Genomic DNA, 25,114 nt, shown 5'->3' on the forward strand with positions numbered 1-25,114 from the left:
AAAAATAGGTAGACTAGGCGATTCCTATGGACTAGCCTACCCGTTAAAGCCCATTTAGGGCTTTAACCTTCTTACATAGTAATCATGAATATTATTCCAAGTGAAACTATTGAAAGCCCTAATATTTTTTCTTTCTTTATCTTATTAGCTGGCATCCCAAACAATCCAAAATGATCTACAAAGCTAGACATTACTAGTTGTCCCAATAGCCCCACTCCTACAGCAAGTGTTACACCTATTTTAGGTATGGATATATTATTTAAAAGTATAGTTATAACACTTAGTATACCTGGCAGTAAAAATATAAGCGGTACTTCTTTTAAATTTGAAAGCCTATTTTTCTTTATTATTGATATAAATATAATCAATAATAGTCCTAGTGTGTGATATATTAACGTGCTCATATAAGGCCCTGTTATACTGGCTAGCATCCCGTTAAAAAAAACCATTATGGCAAGTATAACACCATTTATGAGAGCTGAATTTTTATACATATATTAATTCCTCCTATGATTTACAATGCTATATAAATAAAATATAATATTTATATAAGTTTGCACATGACATATGTCATGTGAAGGAGGATTTATGAAGAAAATTTCAGACAATAATCTTTTAAACCATTATATTGTTAAGCATAATATAGAAAACATACTTGATAAAGATATATTAAGGCATGCACAACTTCATTTTTATGAAAAAGAGGAATATATATTGGAAGCGGAGTCTAATCTTGAATACTACTATTTGCTTGTGGATGGGAAAATCAAAATTTCTTATCTTTTTGAAAACGGTAAATCAATGCTTTTAAAGTTCTATAGAGACTTTAATACTATAGGAGACTTAGAGCTTTTAAAGAACATTCCTATACTTTGCAACATTGATGCTGTAGAAGATAGTTATTTGATAGCATTACCTTCAGATATACTTAGAAAAAAATATTTAAATAATATAAAGTTTTTACATCATTTAATAGACTCTTTAAGCGAAAAACTTTATGCGACTATTAATAATAGTTCGTACAACTTCGTATATCCACTTGTAAATAGATTATCTAGCTATTTAGTTGAGCATATAACAGATAAAAACTATATAGTTTTAAATTCATCATTCTTAGAAATAGCTCAATTCTTAGGAACAACCTATAGGCACTTGAATAGAACCTTTAAAGAGCTTGAATCAAAAGCAATTATAAAATGTGAGGATAAAACAATATATATATTAGATGAGGATAGACTTCGAGAGTTATCTAAAAACGTATATATAAAATCCCTGTAGTAAAAATATGACAAAGCATGTGATTTATAACAAAATGTTATATAAGTATCACATGCTTTTTTATATTATAAGTCTATATTAACTTATTTGAGTTAAGTATACGGTAAAGGCTGCACCTTTCCCCAATTCGCTATTTACTTCAATTCTCCCGTTATGAGCATCTATTATAGATTTAACTATGGAAAGGCCTAATCCATAACCTCCATGCTTACGAGACCTGTGAGCTTCGCTTCTGAAAAATCTATCAAATATTTCATTTAGGTGTTCTTTAGGGATACCTGTTCCGTTATCTTTTATCTTTAGAACTGCAAAGTTATCTGAATCAATTTTTATAGAATTTGTACTAATGGTAATGACTCCATTTTTTTCATCAGTATGATGTACAGCATTTTGCACCAAGTTAAAAATCACTTGTTTTATCTGGTTCCTATTAGCATTGACTAATAAATTATTTTCTAACTGTAAATCAATCTTTCTATCAGACGCAAGTATTTGAAGTTGAGGATAAACTTCTTCAATAATATTTTTAATATCTTCTACATCCATTTCAACAGGAGCTTTCTCTTCTAATTTAACTAAAAATAATAAATCATTAACTAATTTAGTGAGACGGTCACTCTCTATCAAAATGCTATTTAATGCTAAGTTTAACTGCTTTTCGTTTTTGGCAGCACCACGTAGCAAGACTTCTACAAAGCCATGAATTGAAGTAAGAGGTGTTCTTAATTCATGAGAAGCATCAGAAATAAATTGCCTCATTTTTTCTTTAATATATTGTTCTTTCTCAAAAGAAGTTTCTATTCGTTCAAGCATGGTATTAAAGGCTGTTGACAATCTATCAATTTCTAGTTGGCCAGTTTCTAAAGGTAACCGCATATTTAATTGTTCCACATCAATCTTAGCAACCGTATTAGTGACATTATGCAGCGGCTTTAGGGTGTACTTAAAAACAGTTCCGCCAACAATAATACCTACAATTAATACTAAAATCGAAGCTCCAATAAATATATATATTTGACGGAAAAGTATGTCTTGTACAGGTTTTGCTGAAATACTAATTTGAATTAAGCCCGAGGGTGAATTAAGGTCTCCAATTTTACGCCAAGCAACTATTTGCAGATTTTTATTTTCATCTCTAACCAATCTATATCCCTCTAAAGTTCCATGTTGATGAAGTAGTTTCATATAATCATTTTGAGATAACTGAGGGATAGGGAGAGGAATAGGAAGAGGAGCAGGAACTCCAATTTCGCCTGTATTTTCATGAGCTCCGACACCACCATGTCTTTTCAAATTTTCCACTTTAGTAGTGCCTGCTATACGATTTCCATGCCTATCTATAACTGCTACACTCATATTAACATCAATCATCTTTTCTATGATGTCAGGCGCATTTTTCACAACAGCTTCTGGTGTTTGTATTTGTTGCAAGTTAGGTATTTCAACATTATGAAAGCGAGCGTCTAATACCTGCTCCTTACTATTGTATAAATACTGTTTCAAAGTCACATATTGGTATGTTTCCATTATTACTAATAAAAGCATTAATATTAAAAAGAATCGAGATAATAGCTTCCACTGCAGACTCCTAGTGTTCGGTAAGCTTTGTTTTTTCATTATACTACCACCTTATAGCCAACGCCACGTACAGTGCGGATAATATTATGATCTTTATCTCCAATTTTATCGCGTAGATATCTTATATATACTTCAACAATATTAACTTCACCATTAAAATCGAAGCCCCAAACTTTTTCGAGAATTATAGACTTGCTTAAAACTAATCCATTATTAATTAGCAAGTATTTAAGTAGATTATATTCTGTAGGGGTAAGCTCCAAATGTTTTCCTTGAAAAGAGATCTCATGGGCGCCGTCATCTATATTAAAATCTCCGACATTGATAATGGTAGTTAGGCCTGGAAAACTATTACGTAATCTAGCATTGATTCGAGCTAATAATTCCTTGAAACTAAAGGGTTTTACCATATAATCATCTGCACCTAAGTTTAAGCCCTTTACACGATCATCTATATTATCTCTGGCTGTAAGCATAATAATTGATGTCTTTATAGATCTTTTTAGCTCAGAGCACACCTCATAACCGTTAATTCCTGGCAGCATAATATCTAGTATAACTATGTGTGGATTTAATTCTCTTGCAAGAGAAATAGCTTCATTTCCATCGAATGCAGTATGCACAGTAAATCCTTCTGCTTCTAATCCCATTTTAATAAATTCAACTATACTTTCTTCATCATCAACAATAAGAATATTAATTTGTTTCTCAATTAATGAGGTCATAAAACTATCTCCTTTTTATATCTATTATATACTGCGATATATTGATTTATTTTACTTGTTTTAATTATAAACAATTAAAACATAAAGAGATGTTGAAAATCAATAAGAACTTTTACATTCAAAGCTTTTAAAAATAAATATATTTATTTTTTGATTCGATAGATTTTAAACCTTTAAATTTAAATTTTAAATTTGTTAACATTCTTCTCAGAATTCTTTAAGGTAACTCTCAGTTTAAATTAAGATAAGTCTTATATAATTTTTAATGTGGATAAAGAATGTGGATAAGTAATTGTAGGGAAATTATGCTGTGGTTTAAAAGAAATGCTGAACAAGTTACTATAATTAAAGATTTTATTTATGTTAACTAATAATTTAATAAAAAAGTATAACAAGAATTAACAATTTTTGTAGTAATCTAAGAAATACAGGGAGGATAAGGATGGCTAATTTAAAAAGGAAGATATCTAAAATTCAAATAATAAGAAGTGTTATACAACTTTTAGGATTAATACTCTTTTCAGGAGCATTTATATTAGCATTTAGTGAAATAAGAGATGTATATTTAGCAGTACTATCAGGAAAATTTAACTTTTATCAAGTTATTCCTAAATCAGTAGAGGTAATTACCATAATACCTATTACTATTATACTTGGAAGATTTTTTTGTGGGTGGTTATGTGCTTTTGGAACTTTTAAAGATTTTATTTATATAATCTCAAATAAGTTATTTAAAATAAAGTTTAAAGTGAATGAAAAGTTAGATTCAATTTTAAAATCCTTGAAATATATCTTACTATTATTTATAGTCTATTTTATTTGGACTAAAGGTAGTACATTGTTTGAAACTTCTAGTCCATGGGATGCTTTTGCACAAATACCTCAGTTTAGTGATGCAATATCTCAATACACTATAGGCTTAATTTTTCTAGTATTTATACTAATAGGAGCAATGTTTATAGAGAGATTTTTCTGTAGATACCTATGTCCATTAGGAGCAGTTTTTGCAGTAGCATCTAAAATTAGAATTTTTGATATTTTAAAGAAAAAGGATAAGTGCGGAAATTGCAGATTATGTACTAATAACTGTTCTATGGGTATACAAATGTATAAGCATGACAAGATAAAGAATGGAGAATGTATAAATTGTTTTAAATGTATAGATGCATGTCCGAGAAAAAATACTAAAGCAGAAATATGCGGAGAGCATGTTAGTCCAATGCTAGCAACTTGTATTGCTATTGGAGGATTTACTGCATTGTATTCAGGAACTAATTTTATAAGTAAGAATATGACTAATACATCAATATCTCAAAATACACAAAGTCAGAATGTGAATGATTTACAAACAAATAATAATGAAACCACATATAACTCAAATAATAATTCTATAGATAATAGTAGTAATGTAAATAACTCAAATAACAATAGTGCAGCAACTAAAAATAGTTCATCTACAAATAACCAACAACAAAAATATAAGGACGGAGTTTATACTGGTATTGGTAAAGGATATAGACCTAATCTTGAAGTAGAAGTGACAATAAAAGATGGTAAAATAGCAGATATTCAAATAGCTTCAGATAATGAAACACCAAGGTTTGCAGAGCGACCATTTACTGTAGTACCAAATGAAATAATTCAAGCTCAATCTACAGAGGTAGATGGAGTTTCTGGAGCTACTAGAAGTAGTAATGGAATTAAACAAGCAGTAGAGGATGCACTTAGCAAAGCTAAGATGTAGTAAATAGAGAATACATATGATACAAGGAGGTTAAAGTCCTAAATGGACTTTAACGGGTAATTTTGCTAGGTAAAAGTTCTAAATGAACTTTTCCGGGTAACTTGTGAGCGGAAGCGAAAATCTTAAGTTACCCAGTGCCCGAAGGGAAACAAGCAAAATTACCCAGTGTTCCGACTAAAAGGAGGAATGTTACAAGTATCACATGTTTTTTTATTTTTCACTAAAGGGAGCCACTGTTATGAAAATATTGATAAATTGCTTGGTAAAATTTTAGTAAAAAACAATTGAACGTTTAGTAAAAAAATGATAAACTGAATTTAGATATTTCTATGAAAATTGGGGGATGTGTGTAATGAAGGATAGATTAATATTTGATTTTGGGAAAATTTTTGGTAATACGGTAGGAACGGCAGTATATTTTGCTCCGGGAAGAGTAAACCTTATAGGAGAACATACCGATTACAATGGTGGGCATGTTTTCCCATGTGCATTAACTATTGGCACTTATGCTGTTGCAAGGATGAGAGAAGACAAACTAATTCGTGTATATTCAAAAAACTTTGATGATATAGGAATAATAGAATTTAGTATAGATGAACTAGTAAAGAAAAAGGAACATGATTGGGCAAACTATCCTAAAGGAGTAGTTTGGGCATTTAATCAAGAAGGTTTTGGTATAAATAAAGGTTTTGAAATGTTATTTTATGGCAATATCCCAAATGGGGCTGGATTGTCATCTTCAGCTTCTATAGAATTAGTTACTTCAGTAATACTTAAGGATTTATACAAGTTTGATTTAGATATGATTGAAATGGTTAAATTAAGCAAGCTTGCTGAGAATAAATTTATTGGAGTAAACTGTGGAATAATGGATCAATTTGCTATAGGCATGGGTAAAGAAAATTGTGCAGTTTTACTAGATACTAACAATTTAAATTATACTTATGCTGGAATTCATTTAAAGGATGCATCTATAGTTATAGCTAATACCAATAAAATTCGAGGTCTGGCTGATTCAAAATACAATGAAAGAAGAAGTCAGTGTGAAGAAGCTTTAAAGGACTTGCAGCAGAAACTAGAAATAAATTCATTAGGAGAGCTAACAGAAGAAGAATTTGATAAACATAAGCATTTAATAAAGAATAGTATAAATATAAAACGTGCAAAACATGCAGTATGCGAGAACCAAAGGACTATAAAAGCTGTTAAGGCTTTACAGAAAGAGGATATAGAAACCTTCGGTTTATTAATGAATGCTTCTCATGTTTCCTTAAGAGATGATTATGAGGTTACAGGCGTAGAGTTAGATACATTAGTAGAGATTGCTTGGAATCAAAAGGGAGTTATAGGTTCACGTATGACAGGTGCTGGTTTTGGAGGATGTACAGTTAGCATAGTTAAAAATGACTATATAGATGATTTTATTAAAAATGTTGGAGAAGCTTATGCTGAGAAAATAGGTTACGAAGCAAGCTTCTATGTTGTAAATATTGGAGATGGAGCAAGAAAACTAAATTAAAAAAGAGAGGTTGAATTAAAATGAGTGTTTTAGTTTGTGGAGGAGCAGGTTATATAGGCTCACATTGCGTTTATGAATTAATTTCTAGGGGAGAAGAGGTTGTTTTAGTTGATAACTTACAAACGGGCCACAAGAAGGCAATTCATCCAGAAGCAAAGTTTTATGAAGGAGATATAAGAGATTTTGATTTTTTAAATAATGTATTTAAGGAAAACCAAATAGATGCAGTAATACATTTTGCGGCTAATTCACTAGTTGGTGAGAGCATGCAACTACCACTTAAATATTACAGCAATAATGTTCATGGTACTCAAATACTTTTGGAAGCTATGGTGGCAAATGATGTTAAGAAAATAGTTTTTTCATCAACAGCAGCTGTATATGGAGAACCGGAAAGTATTCCAATATTAGAAACAGATAGAACTAATCCTACAAATACCTACGGAGAAACAAAGCTTACTATGGAGAAAATGATGAAATGGGCAGATACTGCCTATGGAATCAAATATATATCCCTTCGTTATTTTAATGTAGCAGGTGCTCATGAAAATGGATTAATTGGAGAAGATCATAATCCTGAGACACATATCATACCACTTATTTTACAAGTTCCATTAGGAAAACGTGAAAAAATAATGGTATATGGTGATAACTATCTAACAAAAGATGGCACATGTATAAGGGATTATATACATGTAATGGACTTAATAGATGCGCACGTATTGGCACTTGAAAAGCTAAGAGAGGGATATAACAGTGATATATTTAACTTAGGAAGTGGCAGCGGTTTTACTGTTAAAGAAATGATTGATGCAGCAAGAAAGGTAACTGGACATGAAATCCCAGCTGATATTGAAGAAAGACGTGCAGGTGATCCAGCAGTATTAATAGCATCCAGCGAAAAGGCTAGAAAGATTCTTGGGTGGGTGCCTAAATTTACAAATGTTGAGGAAGTAATCAAATCAGCATGGAATTTTCATAGTACTCATAAAAATGGCTTTGAAGAATAAAAGGAGAGTAAGAACAGGGGAGAGGGGATTATTTATGGATATAAACATTTCTTATGAAATAGAGAGCTTGCTCCAATATGGTCTATATAAAAATTTGATCAGTGAAGAAGATGTGGTTTATACAAGAAATAGGATATTAGAAGTTTTGGGGATTGATGATATAGAAGAGGTACAAGTAAAAGAACAAGTCCACGAATCCCCTGACCTAATACTTAAGAATATATTGAGTTGGTGCTTGGGAAAAGATATTTTAGAGAGCAGAGGAGTAGTTTACGAAGATTTGCTAGATACAAAAATTATGGGATGTCTAATTCCGAGACCTTCTGAGGTTATAGCGACCTTTAACAGGCTATATTTTGAAGACAAAAAGAAAGCCACAGATTATTACTATGATTTAAGCAAAAGCTCTAATTATATTAGAACTGATAGGGTAAAAAAAGATTTGAAGTGGGAAACAACTACTGAATATGGAGATTTGGACATAACTATTAATTTATCCAAACCTGAGAAGGACCCTAAAGCTATTGCAGCTGCAAGAAATATGGTTTCTAGTTCATATCCCAAATGTTTATTATGCAAGGAGAATGAGGGGTATGCAGGAAGAGTAAATCATCCTGCAAGACAAAATCATAGGATAATTCCTATAACCTTAAATAATGAAAAATGGTTCCTACAGTACTCTCCTTATCTATACTATAATGAACACTGTATAATACTTAAAGACAACCATCATCCTATGAAAATTTCAAAAGAAACCTTTATAAGGCTATTGGATTTTGTAGAAAAATTTCCTCACTACTTTATTGGGTCCAATGCAGACCTACCAGTTGTAGGAGGATCTATTTTATCTCATGATCACTTCCAGGGAGGAAACTATGAATTTGCTATGGCAAAAGCACAGGTTGAGAAAGAGTTTAGCATAGAAAAATTTAAAAACATAAAGGTTGGAAAGGTTAAGTGGCCTATGTCTGTTATTAGACTAGAGGCACAAGATAAAGAAAAGGTAATTGAAGCGGCATATCATGTATATAAAAAGTGGGTAAATTACTCAGATGAAACAGTTGAAATATTGTCTAATACTGATGGAATACCACATAACACAGTAACTCCTATTGCAAGAATGAAGGATGGAAGTTTTCAACTAGATTTAGTATTAAGGAACAATAGAGTAACAGAAGAGTATCCAGAAGGAATATTCCACCCTCATAAAGAACTACATCACATAAAGAAAGAAAATATAGGTCTTATAGAGGTTATGGGACTAGCAATCTTACCGGCTAGATTAAAGTCTGAGCTTAAAGAGTTGGAAAATTATCTAGTAAATAAAAATGAGGTTGAACAAATCAGTGGCGAGGAAGAATTGTTAAAGCATAAAGAATGGTGTAAGGAGCTAATTAGTAAATACGGTAGTATAAATGGTGAACAGGTTGAGGAAATACTTCAAAGGGAAGTAGGTCTTAAATTTTTAAAGGTACTTGAACACGCTGGAGTCTTTAAAAGAACGGAACAAGGACAAAAGGCATTTGATAAATTTATCAACCTATTATAATTAATTTGTTTAATTTTTAAAATTGATAAGAAAGTAGGTCATGTAAATGGCAACCATAAGGGATATTGCAGCAAAAGCAGGAGTTTCTATAGCTACTGTCTCAAGAGTTTTAAATTTTGATGAGACTATAAATGTTTCAGATAGTACAAAAAAGAAAATTTTTGAGATTGCTGAGCAATTAGACTACGTAACGCTTCGTGAAAGAAAAAGCAAAAAACAAGATTTTTTAAATATTGGAATTGTATATTGGTACTCAGATAAAGAGGAATTAGAAGACCCATATTATTTATCTATAAGAATGGGAATAGAAAAGCGATGCCTAGATGAACATATTTATTTTACAAGAGTTAACAAAGGTGATAAATACGATAAGCTGGAGAACCTAGATGGCATAATTGCTATAGGAAAATTTGCAAGTTGTGATATAGAAAAATTTAATATATCAACTAGCAATATAGTTTTCGTAGATTCATCTCCAAATGAAGAACTATACGATTCCGTAGTTATAGATTTCCGAAAAGCTGTAACAAGCGCATTAGATCATTTGACTTCACTAGGACATAAAGAGATTTTCTATATAGGCGGAGAAGAATATATAAATGATGGCAAGGACAAGGTAAAAGATTATAGGGAAGAAACTTATATAGATTATATGCAAAATATCGGTAGCTATAACAGCAGCAATATGTTATTAGGAAACTATACTCCTGCTGATGGATATAGACTAATGAAAGAGGCACTGTCAAAAAAGAATTCACCAAGAGTCTTTTTCATAGCAAGTGATTCAATGGCTATAGGTGCATATAAGGCAGTAATTGAGTCTGGACTTAGCATTCCTAAGGATATAAGTATTATTGGATTTAACGATATATCTACAGCTAAGTATATGACACCTGCATTAAGCACTGTTAAGGTTTATACAGACTTTATGGGGGAAACAGCAGTTGATTTGATATTAGAGAGATTAAAAAGTGAAAGAGAAATTAGTAAAAAGGTAGTCATACCGACAAAGCTTGTAATACGAGAAAGTTGCTAGTATATGGTATAAGGCATCTTCAAAAAAATAACTAGTCAGTATACTAGTCTATTTTGAGCCATACCGCGTCAGCAGAACCCTTAGATAGGGTTCACTATCTGCGGAACCTGCTTCCTTGTCTGGCACAAAATATCCGTCGCATCTTTGACTTGCTATTTTCTTTCATATGCCTAAAATAAATTTAAGGTAATAATTTTTATTAAGAACAGATACTTATGAACTTGGGGGAAGTATATTATGGGAATTACAAAGAATTTTTTCGGCAATTTAGTAGATGGAACTGAAATACACATTTTTACTTTATCTAACATTAAGGGAACAGAAGTAAAAATAACAAATTACGGTGGAATAGTGGTTTCTATTGTTGCTCCTGATAGAAATGGTAGGTTCGATGATGTTGTGCTAGGCTATGATAAACTAGAGGGCTATTTGAAGAATAGGGCATATTTCGGTGCAATTATAGGACGTCATGCTAACAGAATTGAAAATGCAGGTTTCGAAATTAATGGTATAGCTTATAATGTAACAAAAAATGAAGGGGAAAACCAGCTGCATGGTGGACTTATAGGCTTTGATAAAGTTGTATGGCAAGCAGAGATAGTAACAAAAGAACAGGATGAATCCCTTCAACTTTCTTATACTAGTAAGGATGGCGAGGAAGGTTATCCAGGAAATCTTGATGTTAAAGTTACATATACATTAACTAATGATAATGCTCTTAAAATTGATTACTATGGGATTTCGGATAAGGATACGGTAGTAAACCTAACAAACCATTCATACTTCAATCTGTCCGGTCATAAATCTGGAAATATTCTAAAACATGAAGTAATGATTAATTCAGATAAATTTACAGTTAATGATAGGTATAGTATTCCTACAGGAGAAATAAGGGATGTTAAGGGTACTCCTATGGACTTCACAAAGCTAACTACAGTAGAAGCAGGGATATTTGCTGATTATGAACAATTAGTTTTTGGCAATGGCTATGATCATAACTGGGTATTAAACTCAACTAGAGAAAAGGCAGCAGAAGTGTTTGATCCAGCTAGTGGGAGAGTGATGGAGGTTTACACAACTAAGCCAGGTATACAGTTTTATACTGGAAACTATGTTGACGAGTCTGAATATTGCAAAGAGGGCGCTAAATACACTAAAAATAGCGCACTATGTCTTGAGACGCAATATTTTCCTAATGCTTTAAAACACAAACATTTTCCTTCACCAATATTAAAAGCTGGAGAAGAATATAATCATACAACTATTTATAAATTTGCTACAAGATAATAACATAATTAAAACGCAAGGGAGATTTTATTATGGCCAATTTATCATTAAAACATATCTATAAAATTTACTCAGGTAATGTTGAAGCTGTAAAGGATTTTAATCTTGAAATAGAGGATAAAGAATTTATAGTTTTTGTAGGACCATCGGGATGCGGTAAGTCTACTACCTTAAGAATGGTTGCGGGTCTTGAAGATATATCGAAGGGAGAGTTATATATAGGGGATAAACTTGTTAATGATGTTGAACCAAAGGACAGAGATATAGCAATGGTATTTCAAAACTACGCACTATATCCACATATGACTGTATATGATAACATGGCTTTTGGACTCAAGTTAAGAAAAGTTTCAAAGAATGAAATAGATAAAAAAGTTAAAGAAGCAGCTAGAATACTGGATATAGAACATCTTCTTGATAGAAAGCCAAAAGCTTTATCAGGTGGACAAAGACAAAGAGTAGCTATGGGAAGAGCGATAGTTAGGGAACCGCAGGTATTTCTTATGGATGAGCCTTTATCAAATCTTGATGCTAAGCTTAGAGTTCAAATGAGAACAGAAATATCAAAACTGCACAATAAATTGCAGACAACCTTTATATATGTTACACATGATCAGACAGAAGCCATGACACTTGGGTCAAGAATTGTTGTAATGAAGGATGGTATTATTCAGCAGGTTGACACTCCTCAGCAGATATATAATAATCCTATAAATATGTTTGTTGCTGGCTTTATTGGAAGTCCACAAATGAATTTTATTCAGTGTAAACTAGAAGAAACAGATGGAAAGGTATCGATTAATTTTGATGAAGAGAGCATAATATTGCCAGAGAATAATGCAAAGATAGTTAAAGACAAGGGATATGTAGGAAAAGAAGTAATACTTGGGATAAGGCCTGAAAATATATATGAAGGAGTAACTTCTGAAAATGAAAATATGGTAATAGAGGCAAGGGTTGAGTTAACTGAACTTATGGGAGCGGAAACATATATTTATTTATCAAAAGGTAAAAGTAATATTACAGCAAAAGTAAGTGGATGTTCGAAAGCTAAAATAGGAGACAATCTAAAAATAACTTTAAATATAAATAAGATTCATATATTTGATAAAGATACAGAAATGACAATTCTATAAGGGGTATAGAAATAAATAGCTTCAGAGATTTTCTAGGTAGTTTTGCTTAAACACTGGCATAAAGCTTAATTTATTTAAAAATTTACTATAGCATAGGAGGCATTTGGAGATCTTCATGCCACCTATGTTATAATTAAAGGCAAATATATATTTATAGTAGTTCCAATATTTATTTTGCTATCAATAGTCACACCATATTCATTTCCATAAAGTAGTTTAATTCTATCATCTACATTTTTAATTCCGATACCCGTAAAATGCTTATGTTTAGAAGAATGAGAGGAATACAGACTTGATACTTGTGTTTCATTCATACCTTTACCGTTGTCCACTATTTCGCAAAATAACTTATTATTTTTTTCAGATATAAATACGTGAATACGTCCTTCCGTATTTTCTGTAAAGGCATGGAAAAAAGCATTTTCAATAAAGGGCTGCAGTATAAGCTTTGGGATTTTATAATCATTACAGTTATGGAGTACATGAAAATTCACCTTTATGTTATCTCCATATCTAGTTTCATTTATAAAAACATAATTTTTTAGATTCTCTATTTCTTGAGCTACAGTAATAGTTTCACTAGTTTCACTAACAGTATTTTGCAATAATGAAATAAAGGAATTTATAGTCTCACTAGACTTCTCCTTATCTCCCTTTAGAACCAACCATTTAATTGAAGCTAAAGTGTTGTAAATAAAATGAGGATTAATTTGCATTTGAAGTGCTGATAACTCAGCTTTTCTTTGTTTTTTTTGAGCTTCCAGTAACCTTTCTACATAATCATTTAAACCGTCTAGCATGTAATTAAAGGAAGTGCTCAATTTCCTTATTTCAGAACTTCCTTCTAATTTTATATGATTATTAAAATTCCCCTCAGTTATTTTAGACATTTCCGTTACCAATACTCTTAAAGGATTTGTAGTTCTCCTTGTAACTACAAAAAATATTGAAACTGAAAGGCATATTATTACACTACAAATTAAAATTATTTCTTTTATATTATACATGTCACTTAAAGCTCTATCAGTGTCTATAATGTTAACTAAGTAAAAATTATAGATAGGCATATACTCTGATAAGATAGTATAATGTTTTTTGTTTAAATTCATATTTAGATATTTAAGGTCATCATTATGTATTTTTTTAGCTGTATTAAGTAAATTTTTATCATTAGTTCCAATAAGGTTTTGTTTATTAGAAGATAGTATAGTACCCGTTGAGGAAATTATTACAACGTCATTGCCATTGGTAGTAAAATTAGAATAGAGCTTATTAAACACACTTTCATGTATTATTACATATATCATACCAAACTGTTTTCTTGTATTTCGGTCTTGTAATACTTTGGTAGCTATAATACAATTATTATTTTTAGTTAAACTGGTAAAGCCGGAGTTGCTATATTGATATAGCAACTTATCTGGAGCATTAAGAGAGTTTAGGGTTATTTTATTTTTTTTAATGTCTTCTACAGGAGTTGTTAATAAAGCAGAACTTCCTATATAGGTGGAATTGTTAGTGCCAATTAATAAAAAATCAATATTTTCAGAGTCTAAAGATGATTCTTTAATTTTTAAATCTTGCTTAAAATTATATATTATATTAAACTGCTCTATGGAATTACAATCATATTCACTAAGATATCTTCTAAAGGCCCAGCTGTCATTCACAGTATTTATAACATTTATAACTTTGTCATTTAAATCCGAAGAATTAGCCTGAATTTGTTTTAAAATCTTAGTGTTTGTTATACTAAAGTTATTAATAAAAAGTTTTTTTGAAATATTTATTATTGCGAAGGCTGTGATAACAGAAACACTTATACTGCTAATTACCATAATTAATGTTAATTTAAAAAATAAGCTATTGCTTTTTAATTTTTCTATAATCCTAGCCATGATTTGCCCTCTTTATGGTCTATAACATTTTTTCTGAATCTACTTGGTGTAAGTTTTTTAAACTTTTTAAATACTTTACAGAAATAACTGTGATCTGAATATCCCACCATAAAGCTTATCTCGGAAACTGGAATATCTTCGTTTCTAAGCAATTCAGCTGCTTTATCCACACGGATTTTATTAAGATATTCACTAAACCCTTCTTTGTTATGCGAACTAAAATAGGAGGATAAGTAGTAATAATTAAAGTGAAATTTATCTGCTACCTGTTTTAAGGATAATTGTTCAGCATAGTGATTAGATATATATTCAATGATTTTATTTATCCTTTGATCGTTTAATCTACTTTGCTGATTATTTAATAATTCATCTATATCTCTTATTATAATATCTAACAAAGATAACAATTCTTCCGTAGATTTAGTTTCGTCTATGCAGCGAAAATATTCGATCTTCGAATTATTCATTTCATCCATATTGAAATGAAGTTCATCTAAAATATTTATAATATTATACAAGGCATTTTGAAAAAGTGTCTTTAATTCAAATTCATTAAGGCTGTAATTTTTTATAGAGGAGCACATATATTCCTTTAAATAATTTAAAGCTTTATCTATATTAAGCATGTATATTTGTTCAGAATAATGTTTGAAATCAAATTTCTCTTTTATTTTATTTTTAGGTAATTCTTCATAGGACATAATATTTTTATTTTCAAAGTAGAATTTATATCCGAATAGTGGTTTGAAGTTATTTATATATATATGTTCTAATTCATACAAGGAATTAAAAGTCTTACTTAACACAAAAAATATTTGTGGAATTTCCTTTGAAATTTTTGAAAGCATACTGTTTATTTGTTGTAAAACTTTATGATAATTTTCATTTTTAAAATTTATTATAATTAAAAACAAATCATTAGAAACATCTATTTCGTAATATATTAAACCCTCTAAACAGTTTTTTGCAGAGCTAGATAAAATAGAGCGTAAAGATACAAGTTTAGTAGAATTTATATTGGTTAACTTTTTTATGTTATCTCCTAGTAAAAGGAAAGAATCATAAGGAAAGTTGTTTAGGATAATTTTTTCATCCAATTTTTCATCAAAGCCAGAAATTAACTTTGATAGAAAGTGCTGTATAGTTAAGTTATCACTATTTTCAGATGGTGAAAAGGTAAAATTAGGAATATTATTGGCAATATTTTTTAGAAGTAAAACTAGCTCCTCAGGATTTAATTTTGGTTTTAAGATGTAATCATTTACACCTAGCTTAAAGGTGTCTTTAACATAATTAAAATCGCTGTGACTGCTTAAAATTACTATTTGTATTTCAGGATAGGTTGTCTTTATTATTTTTGCTAAGTCTACACCATCCATTACAGGCATAACTACATCAGAAATTATTATATGAGGCTTAAATTTTTCTATCAATTCTAAAGCTTCCTTTCCATTGGACGCTTCACCTACAATATTAAATCCCTCTTTGTTCCAATCTACTAAATGCTTTATACCTTGCCTTAATATATATTCATCATCTACTATTAAAATTTTGCATAAATTATAAAACAATATTAAATCCCCCAAAGTCATTTTATAAAATTAGAGTTTTCTTTTCATATGCCTTAAGTAGTATTATATAGCAATATTACATTTATTTCAATTATCGTAAAGGGTATGTACATAAAATGTATATAAAAATAATTCTAAAATATTAAAAAAGTACAAATTTTCTTTTGAGTGAGATTTTTCATACTTAAAATAGCACAAATTTATGTAAACATATTACTATTTGATTTTTTAATTTTCAGATAAAATAAGATTAAGGATAAAAGTAAACGTTTAATAAAGAAACTAAATTTAGAGGGGGATTTTAGAAATGAAATTCAAAAAGTTAATGGCTATGGCTGTAGCTGCTGTTGTGACCTTAGGGTTAGCGGGATGCGGACAAAGTAATTCACAAGGAACTTCTTCAACCAATAAAGATAGCGGAAATAAAAAAATCGTAATATGGGCATGGGATGGAAGTTTTAACATAGTTGCCGCTAAAGAAGCAAAGGCAATTTATGAAAAAGAACACAAAGGTGTAGAGGTTCAAATAGTAGAAATGGCTCAAAAGGATATAGTTCAAAAGTTAAATACTAACTTAAGTTCTAATACTTTATCAGGGTTACCTAATATAGTTCTTGTAGAAGATTATAGAATTCAAAACTTCTTAAATTCTTATCCAGGTGCTTTTAAAGATTTATCTAGCAAAGTTAAGGCTTCAGACTTCATGGATTACAAGGTTAAAGCTAATAGCTTAGGTGGAAAACTCTATGGGGTACCTTTTGACTCTGGTTCAACAGCTTTGTTTTATAGAACAGACTTAATAGAACAAGCTGGATATAAAAAAGAAGACATGCAAAATATAACTTGGGAAAAGTATATAGAAATTGGTAAAGCAGTAAAAGCAAAGACAGGAAAAGATATGTTAACTTTAGATCCTAATGATATAGGACAACTAAGAGTAATGATGCAATCTGCTGGTCAATGGTACGTAAAAGATGATGGAAAAACTGTGAATTTAGCAGATAATCAAGCATTAAAAGAATCTATTAAAATATATAAACAAATGATAGATGCAGGCATAGTAAAACAAGTTTCTAATTGGGATCAATTTGTAGGTGCTTTCCAAAAAGGTGATGTTGCTTCTGTTCCAACAGGCTGCTGGATTTCAAGTTCAATAGTTAAATCCGAAGACCAAAGCAAAAAATGGGCAGTAGCTCCAATACCAAGACTAGGTGCAGTTCAAAACTCTGTCAATGCTTCTAACCTTGGAGGATCAAGTTGGTATGTTTTAGATAAGGTTGGAGATTCTGAGTTAGCAGCAGATTTTCTTGCTACAACTTTCGGTAGTAATAAAGACCTTATGAATACTTTATCTGAAAAAATTAATCTTGTAAGTTCACTAAAAGTTTCTGCTACTTTAGAAAACTACCAAAAACCTGTAGAGTTCTATAATGGACAAAAAACATTACAAGACTTATCTAAATGGACACAACAAATACCTCCAGTAAACTACGGATTATACACATATAGTATAGAGGATATATTAACAGGAACAGTTCAATCTATAATTAAGAATGGTGCAAATATAGACTCAGCCCTTAAAGATGCTCAGAAACAAGCAGAAGCATCTGTAGTTAAATAATCTCTAATAATAAATATAGACTAATCCTTTGCTAATTGATATCCAGCAAAGGATTAATCTATAACAGGAGGTTTTGACAATTGGAAACTAACAAAAAAGGTACATTATTTAAAAAATATGATATGGTAGGTTGGGGATTTACTCTCCTTAGCATAATTATAATAATTTCTTTTGTTTTTTATCCTATGATACAAGCTTTTATTACCTCATTGAGATCAGGTATGGGAAACAATATGAAATTTGTAGGAATTGAAAATTACAAGAGATTGTTTACAGATACTATATTTCAAAAAGCGGTTATAAATACCCTTATTTATTTAGTAGTACAGGTTCCTATAATGATTTTATTAGCTCTGTTTATATCTGTACTTCTAAATGATAAAGCTCTTAAAGGAAAAGGATTTTTTAGAACAGCAATATTTTTACCTTGTGTAACATCTTTGGTAGCCTATTCTGTAATATTTAAAAGTTTATTTTCAAATGATGGGCTAATGAATAAAATTTTATTGTCTATGCATTTAATAAATTCACCAATACAATGGATTACGGATCCTTTATGGGCTAAGGTTACTATAATTATAGCTATAACTTGGCGTTGGACGGGCTATAACATGATATTCTACTTAGCAGGTTTACAAAATATTGATCCATCTATGTATGAAGCTGCAAAAATAGATGGAGCGCCACCAGTTAAGCAATTCTTTTATATTACTGTACCCCTATTAAAACCAATCATTCTATTCACAACTATTACCTCAACTATAGGTACTTTACAATTATTCGATGAAGTAATGAATATAACTGAAGGTGGACCAGGAAATGCTACAGTTACAATATCACAGTATATATATAACTTAAGTTTTAAATATAGCCCAAACTTTGGTTATGCAGCAGCAGTTTCTTATACTATTGTATTCATGATTGTTATATTATCATTAGTACAATTTAAAGTGGCAGGTGATGATAAATGAGAAAAATAATAAATTTAGCTAAATATATATTTTTAATAACAGCATCTCTTATATCAATTTTCCCTTTTTTATGGATGGTTATAAGTATGACAAACAAGTCATTAGATATTACTAAAGGTTCCTTAATACCAGGTAGTCATATTGTAGAAAACTTTAAAAATCTTTTTGCTTCAGATTTAAACTTTTCGATATCATTATGGAATTCCGCTAAGATTGCAGTTATAACTACAATACTAGCTCTAATTATATCTTCTTTAGCAGGATACGGCTTTGAGATTTATAAAAATAAGGTAAGAGATAGAATTTTTAATATACTATTACTATCTATGATGGTTCCTTTTGCGGCCTTAATGGTACCTTTGTTCAAGATGTTTAGTAGTTTCAAGATTTTTGGATTAAATACTGCAGCAGCAGTAGTAATTCCTAGTATATCTACAGCTTTTTTAATATTCTTTTTTAGACAGAATACAAAAGCTTTTCCTAAAGATATTTTAGAAGCGGGGCGTATAGATGGATTAAGCGAGTTTCAAATATTTACAAAAATTTATTTTCCTACAATGAAATCTACTTATGCAGCGGCAGCTATTATTACTTTTATGAGTAGTTGGAACAACTATATGTGGCCACTTATTGCTTTGCAAACACCAGAAAAAAGAACAGTACCTTTAATTATTTCTACTATGGGTTCCTCTTACACTCCAGATTACGGAATGATTATGGCTGGAATTGTAATAGCAACTATTCCTACAGCACTAGTATTCTTCTTTATGCAAAAACACTTTGTGGCAGGAATGCTTGGATCTGTTAAAGGATAGTTTTAAGGCATAATAATTTTTATTAAAAACAAATCAAAACATTTATCTTCGTATATATTTACAAAGATAAATGTTTTTCTTAAATAACTATATATTTAAAAGGAGATAAATTTATGACTTTTAAGATTTCAAGTATAGATTGGCTTTCTGATCCATCAGTTTTTGCTGTTGGCAGAATTAAAGCTCATTCAGATCATAAATACTATTTAACAGAAGATGAATTAGCAGCTGGAGAAATGAAATTAAGACAAAGTTTAAATGGTAATTGGAAGTTTAGCTTTGCATTAAATCCAAGCTCTAGAATTAAAGAATTTTACAAACAAGAATTTGATTGTTACTCATGGAAGGACATAACTGTTCCTGGACATATACAACTTCAGGGTTATGATAAACCACAATATATAAATACTATGTATCCTTGGGATGGACACAGCTGTCTAAGACCTCCAGAGATATCAGAAGAGTATAATCCTGTAGGAAGCTATGTGAAATATTTTACTTTCGAGGAAAATATGAAAGAAAAGCCTATATATATTTCTTTTCAAGGGGTAGAAAGTGCTTTTTATCTTTGGTTAAATGGAAATTTTATAGGCTATAGTGAAGATAGTTTTACGACCGCAGAGTTTGATTTAACATCATATATTAAAGAAGGAGAAAACAAACTTGCCGTAGAGGTATATAAAAGATCTACAGGCAGTTGGCTAGAGGATCAAGATTTTTGGAGGTTTTCAGGTATATTTAGGGATGTGTATCTATATTCCATACCTAAAACCCATATACAGGACATTTTTGTAAAAACAGATTTAGATAAAAACTACAAAAATGCAGTGTTGAAATTAGACTTAAAAGTAAAAGGAGATTTTAACACTGTTATAGATTTAAAATTAAAGGATAAAGAAGGTAACTTGGTGGGAGAATGTAAAGAAAAATCTGTATTAGATACTATGTCTTTAGAATTATCTGTAAATGACGTAGAACTTTGGAGTGCAGAAAGTCCTTATCTTTATACTCTGCATATTGTTATTAGAGATAAAAAAGGTGAGATAGTAGAAATTGTTCCTCAAAAGATAGGTTTTAGAAAGTTTGAAATGATTGATAAGACTATGTGTATAAATGGAAAACGTATAGTTTTTAAAGGAATAAATCGTCACGAGTTTAACTGCCGTAGAGGTAGAGCTATAACTAAAGAAGATATGATTTGGGATATAAAATTTTTAAAACAAAACAACATAAATGCTGTTAGAACTTCTCATTATCCTAATCAAAGTTATTGGTATGAGCTTTGCGATGAATATGGTATATACTTGATAGATGAAGTTAATTTAGAAACCCATGGTTCGTGGCAAAAGATGGGCAAGGTGCAGCCGGATTGGGTTATTCCGGACAGTAAGAAAGAATGGCTAGATATTGTGCTAGATAGGGCAGTTTCTATGATAGAAAGGGACAAAAATCATCCCTCTATTTTAATATGGTCCTGTGGAAATGAATCTTTTGGTGGAGAAAATATATATAAAATGTCTCAGTATTTCAGGAAAAAAGATCCTTCAAGATTGATACATTATGAAGGTGTATTTCAGGATAGGCGTTTTAATGAGACTAGCGATATGGAAAGCAGAATGTATGCTAAGGTTTTTGATATTGAAGAGTACTTAAACAATTCACCAGAAAAACCTTATATAAGTTGTGAATACATGCACGCTATGGGAAATTCCTGTGGGGCAATGCACAAGTATGTGGAGCTAGAGGACAAATATGAACTTTATCAAGGAGGATTCATTTGGGATTATATAGATCAATTTATAGTTAAAGAGGATAGGTTTGGTCAAGAGTTTTTGGCTTATGGAGGAGATTTTGATGACAGACCAACAGATTATAATTTCTGTGGTAATGGTATAGTATATGCAGATAGAACACCATCTCCAAAGGCACAGGAAGTAAAGAAGCTTTATCAAAATTTAAAACTTTTCACAGATAAAAAGGGTGTTAAAGTTTTAAATAAAAACTTGTTTATAGACACTTCAGTCTATGTTTTAGAGTATTCTCTAGACTTTAATGGAGAAGAAATTTATAAGAATTCTATCCAGGTGTTAGTAAAAGCTGGTGATGAAAAGTATATTGAGTTAGGATTACCTGAAGCTAACACTCCAGGAGAATATGCAATAAATACTCGTTTTAAGCTTAAAGAAGATACTCTTTGGGCAAAAGCGGGACATGTAGTAGCCTTTGATCAATATGTTTATTCCGTAGAAGGAATAAAGACTCCGGAAAAGCTAGATAAACTTACTGTTATACATGGAGATATAAATATTGGAGTTAAAAATAAAGACTTCAGCCTGTTATTCTCAAAGCAAGAGGGTGGCATCGTATCTCTTAGATATGCAGGAAAAGAAATGATTACTCGTACACCAATGCCTATTTATTGGAGAGCCATGACAGATAATGATAAGGGGAATAACCATGGGTTCAGGTGTGGACAATGGCTGCAAGCAAGTATGTTTCAGCGATATTGTGATTTTAAGTTAATGGAAGATGACTACAAAATTGTTGTAGAGTATACTTATGTATTACCAACAACTCCAGAAATAGAGGTGAAAGTTTCCTACGCTACCTATGCTAATGGTGAAATTAAAGTAAGCTGCCACTATAAAGGTGTGGAAGGTTTGCCGGAACTTCCCATGTTTGGAATGAGTTTTAGATTATCTGCAGACTATAATATCTTTAAGTGGTATGGAAGAGGGCCAGAGGAAAACTATATAGATAGGCTTCATGGAGCTGCCTTAGGCATCTTTGAAAAATCTGTGATTGAGAATGTTTCTAAGTATGCTGTACCACAGGAAAGTGGAAATCATACTGGCGTAAGATGGGCCCAAATAAAAGATAAAAAAGGCTTTGGTATAGAATTTGTTTATGAAAAGGAACCTTTTGAATTGGGAGTATCACCATACACAGCCTTTGAACTTCAAAATGCATTACATCATTATGAGCTTCCAAAGGTGAACTACACCGTAGTAACTATTGCAGCGAAACAAATGGGAGTTGGGGGAGATGACAGTTGGGGAGCACCAGTTCATAATGAATATCTTATAGACTCATCTAAGGATATTCACTTTGAATTTATTATGAGAGCCTGTAAATAATCAAAGGCAGAAGAATAGAAAACTTCATAAATAATATAGGGTTACTAGGCGGTTAGTTAACTTTCTAGTTAGTTTCCCTATATAATACAGAAAGATGGAGGCTAAAATTTTCATGGCTATTTGTATAAGTAAGAAAAATAAGATATTTGGGCTTCATACTAATAATACTTCCTACGTCTTTGGAGTGGATAGTTTAGGTTTAATAAGGCACATATACTGGGGAGAAAAAATCAATGATTTGGATGAATTTAGCCTGTCGGAGTTATGTGAAGTATCAACTAACGACCCTGTATATGAAATAACTCCAGAAGAGTTTCCGGTGTATGGAGGTTTAAGATATAAGGAACATTGCTTAAAAGTTAGTTTTAGTGACGGTACAAGGGAGTTGGTTTATAAGTATATAGGGTATGAGATAAAGGAAGAAGAACTAATTATTAATTTAGCAGACACCCATTATAATTTCCAGATAAACCTTCACTATAAGCTTTATGAAGAAGAGGACTTAATTGAAAGATGGGTTTCGCTAAAGAATAGTAGTGCGGATATAATAGAAGTGGAAAAAATCCATAGTGCTCAGTTTCATATACCCTATGAGAATCTAAATTTTTCAAATGTTCATGGTCATTGGGGAGCAGAACAGCAAAGATTTGCTCAAAGAGTTAGTTATGGAAAGATACTTGTAGAAAATAGAAGAGGAATTTCTACTCATAATCATAATCCTTATTTTATTCTAGATAAGGATGCTACAGAAACTAACGGGGAAGTATTTTTTGGGGCTTTAAGATTAAGTGGAAATTTCAGTGGAGTAGTAGAGCAAACTCAATATGGAGAAACTTTAGTTCAAATGGGCATAAATTCACATGATTTTATGCTAAAACTTAAACCTAAAGAAGAGTTTACAGCGCCATCAATTATAAGTGGATATACGAGCAAGGGTTTTGAAGCAATGAGCCTCAATCTTCATAACTTTGCCAAGAAAAACCTGCTAAGACCTGGTTTAAGACCTGTACTTTATAATTCTTGGGAAGCTACGGAGTTTAAAGTTAATTGTGAAGAACAAATAAAGTTAGCAAAAATAGCGAAGAAAATTGGTGCAGAATTATTTGTTGTGGATGATGGATGGTTTGGAGAAAGAAATAGTATTGATAACGGACTAGGAGATTGGTATGTAAATAAGGATAAATTCCCTAAGGGCTTAAAGCCTCTAATAGACGAAGTGAAAGCCATGGGAATGATGTTTGGAATTTGGGTGGAGCCAGAAATGGTTAATCCCTTATCACAACTTTATAAAGATCACACTGATTGGATATATCACTTTGATACCAGAGAAACTGACACCTCAAGAGGACAATATGTGTTAAATGTTACAAAACCCGAGGTTAAAGAATTTATATATAATATGCTGGATAGCTTATTATCTACTTATGACATTGACTATATTAAATGGGATGCTAATAGACCTATAGCGCAAAGTGGAACAGATAAGGCTATTTGGTATAAGCATATAGAGGTTATATATGATATTGTTAAAGAGTTGAAGAAGAAACATCCTAAGGTGTTATTTGAAGCCTGTGCCTCTGGTGGAGGAAGAATAGATTATGGTATATTAGGTATCTTCGATGATTTCTGGACAAGTGACAATACAGATGCCTATGATCGATTAAAGATACAACACAGTTATTCCTACATTTATCCAATAAAAGCTATGAGAGCTTGGGTAACAGATTGTCCTAATTTCTTATCTATAAGAAACATACCTATGAAGTTTAGATATCATAGTGCTATGATGGGAAGCTTAGGAATAGGTTGTAACATACTAAAGTTTAGTGAAGAGGATATAAAACTATCAAAAGAACTAATAGAAGAATATAAAAAAATACGTCCTATAATTCAAGAAGGAGATTTTTATAGAATTCAAAACAACTTCCAAAATGATTACCATTGTTTTCAATATGTTAAGCAGGAAGAAGCGGTGTTATTTGTTTTTCTACCCCAAAGTAAGCTGGGACATAGAGGTATTAGGGTAAAGCTTAGAGAACTCAATGAAGATAAAGTTTATTCTTTTAATTACAATGGTCAACAGATAAGAAAGACTGGGAATTATCTTATGAAGTATGGGATAGATTTACGTTTAGTAGGGGATTATGATAGCACCATAATTCACTTCAGTGTAGTACAGTAAACCTTACTTTATGGTGTATATTTAAAAAGCTGCCACCAAGCTTTGAAAAATAAAGCT

At 31.0% G+C, this 25,114-nt stretch carries 18 protein-coding genes; 13 read left to right on the forward strand and 5 right to left on the reverse strand.

The features are described 5' to 3' along the window. Positions 1 to 71: 71 nt before the first annotated feature. Positions 72 to 494 (reverse strand): DMT family transporter, encoded by a 423-nt coding sequence (locus ACZ5N4_RS02540; RefSeq protein WP_464206889.1) that lies wholly within the window; start codon positions 492 to 494, stop codon positions 72 to 74. A 94-nt stretch (positions 495 to 588) separates the two neighbouring features. On the opposite strand from ACZ5N4_RS02540, the gene ACZ5N4_RS02545 reads away from it, so the two are divergent. Next, entirely contained in the window at positions 589 to 1,278 is a 690-nt protein-coding gene (locus ACZ5N4_RS02545; RefSeq protein ID WP_464206891.1) for a helix-turn-helix domain-containing protein, read from the forward strand. A 78-nt stretch (positions 1,279 to 1,356) separates the two neighbouring features. Here ACZ5N4_RS02545 and ACZ5N4_RS02550 read toward each other — a convergent pair whose 3' ends face one another. After that, the gene (locus ACZ5N4_RS02550; protein ID WP_464206893.1) at positions 1,357 to 2,895 is read right to left on the reverse strand and encodes a sensor histidine kinase; all 1,539 of its coding nucleotides are present in this window, start codon (positions 2,893 to 2,895) and stop codon (positions 1,357 to 1,359) included. Continuing rightward, the gene (locus tag ACZ5N4_RS02555) at positions 2,895 to 3,581 is read right to left on the reverse strand and encodes a response regulator transcription factor (protein WP_464206895.1); all 687 of its coding nucleotides are present in this window, start codon (positions 3,579 to 3,581) and stop codon (positions 2,895 to 2,897) included. The genes ACZ5N4_RS02550 and ACZ5N4_RS02555 overlap by 1 nt, the downstream gene beginning before the upstream one ends. A 442-nt stretch (positions 3,582 to 4,023) precedes the next feature. Here ACZ5N4_RS02555 and ACZ5N4_RS02560 point away from each other — a divergent pair, with 442 nt between their 5' ends. The 7 genes from ACZ5N4_RS02560 to ACZ5N4_RS02590 all read left to right on the forward strand — a co-directional run bounded on the left by ACZ5N4_RS02560 (position 4,024) and on the right by ACZ5N4_RS02590 (position 12,862). Continuing rightward, on the forward strand, positions 4,024 to 5,325 hold the full coding sequence (locus ACZ5N4_RS02560) for an FMN-binding protein (protein WP_464206897.1): 1,302 nt from the start codon (positions 4,024 to 4,026) through the stop codon (positions 5,323 to 5,325). A 352-nt stretch (positions 5,326 to 5,677) separates the two neighbouring features. Continuing rightward, a complete protein-coding gene (locus ACZ5N4_RS02565) occupies positions 5,678 to 6,844 on the forward strand; it encodes a galactokinase (RefSeq protein WP_464206899.1) in 1,167 nt (388 codons plus the stop codon). 20 nt (positions 6,845 to 6,864) lie between these two features. After that, entirely contained in the window at positions 6,865 to 7,854 is a 990-nt protein-coding gene (galE, locus tag ACZ5N4_RS02570; protein ID WP_464206901.1) for a UDP-glucose 4-epimerase GalE, read from the forward strand. Positions 7,855 to 7,888: 34 nt separating this feature from the next. Continuing rightward, on the forward strand, positions 7,889 to 9,403 hold the full coding sequence (gene galT / locus ACZ5N4_RS02575; RefSeq protein WP_464206903.1) for a UDP-glucose--hexose-1-phosphate uridylyltransferase: 1,515 nt from the start codon (positions 7,889 to 7,891) through the stop codon (positions 9,401 to 9,403). A 46-nt stretch (positions 9,404 to 9,449) separates the two neighbouring features. Then, the gene (locus ACZ5N4_RS02580) at positions 9,450 to 10,439 is read left to right on the forward strand and encodes a LacI family DNA-binding transcriptional regulator (RefSeq protein WP_464206905.1); all 990 of its coding nucleotides are present in this window, start codon (positions 9,450 to 9,452) and stop codon (positions 10,437 to 10,439) included. Between the two features lie 237 nt (positions 10,440 to 10,676). Next, a complete protein-coding gene (locus ACZ5N4_RS02585) occupies positions 10,677 to 11,726 on the forward strand; it encodes an aldose epimerase family protein (protein WP_464206907.1) in 1,050 nt (349 codons plus the stop codon). Between the two features lie 32 nt (positions 11,727 to 11,758). Further along, positions 11,759 to 12,862 (forward strand): ABC transporter ATP-binding protein, encoded by a 1,104-nt coding sequence (locus ACZ5N4_RS02590; RefSeq protein WP_464206909.1) that lies wholly within the window; start codon positions 11,759 to 11,761, stop codon positions 12,860 to 12,862. A 122-nt stretch (positions 12,863 to 12,984) separates the two neighbouring features. Here ACZ5N4_RS02590 and ACZ5N4_RS02595 read toward each other — a convergent pair whose 3' ends face one another. After that, entirely contained in the window at positions 12,985 to 14,760 is a 1,776-nt protein-coding gene (locus ACZ5N4_RS02595; RefSeq protein WP_464206911.1) for a sensor histidine kinase, read from the reverse strand. Beyond that, positions 14,745 to 16,331, reverse strand: coding sequence for a response regulator transcription factor (locus ACZ5N4_RS02600; protein ID WP_464206913.1), 1,587 nt, complete (start codon positions 16,329 to 16,331; stop codon positions 14,745 to 14,747). The genes ACZ5N4_RS02595 and ACZ5N4_RS02600 overlap by 16 nt, the downstream gene beginning before the upstream one ends. 307 nt (positions 16,332 to 16,638) lie before the next feature. Between ACZ5N4_RS02600 and ACZ5N4_RS02605 the strand changes: the two genes are divergently transcribed. From ACZ5N4_RS02605 to ACZ5N4_RS02625, 5 genes are all read left to right on the forward strand, one after another. Further along, positions 16,639 to 17,952, forward strand: coding sequence for an ABC transporter substrate-binding protein (locus ACZ5N4_RS02605; RefSeq protein WP_464206915.1), 1,314 nt, complete (start codon positions 16,639 to 16,641; stop codon positions 17,950 to 17,952). A 122-nt stretch (positions 17,953 to 18,074) separates the two neighbouring features. Further along, on the forward strand, positions 18,075 to 18,923 hold the full coding sequence (locus tag ACZ5N4_RS02610; RefSeq protein ID WP_464210791.1) for a carbohydrate ABC transporter permease: 849 nt from the start codon (positions 18,075 to 18,077) through the stop codon (positions 18,921 to 18,923). Then, positions 18,920 to 19,738, forward strand: a complete 819-nt coding sequence (locus ACZ5N4_RS02615) for a carbohydrate ABC transporter permease (RefSeq protein WP_464206917.1) — start codon at positions 18,920 to 18,922, stop codon at positions 19,736 to 19,738. Before ACZ5N4_RS02610 ends, ACZ5N4_RS02615 begins: the two co-directional genes overlap by 4 nt. A 113-nt stretch (positions 19,739 to 19,851) precedes the next feature. Next, positions 19,852 to 22,875, forward strand: a complete 3,024-nt coding sequence (lacZ, locus tag ACZ5N4_RS02620; protein WP_464206919.1) for a beta-galactosidase, LacZ type — start codon at positions 19,852 to 19,854, stop codon at positions 22,873 to 22,875. A 112-nt stretch (positions 22,876 to 22,987) separates the two neighbouring features. Further along, positions 22,988 to 25,057 (forward strand): alpha-galactosidase, encoded by a 2,070-nt coding sequence (locus ACZ5N4_RS02625; RefSeq protein WP_464206921.1) that lies wholly within the window; start codon positions 22,988 to 22,990, stop codon positions 25,055 to 25,057. Positions 25,058 to 25,114: the final 57 nt, after the last annotated feature.

It is taken from the genome of Clostridium nitrophenolicum, assembly GCF_055391695.1.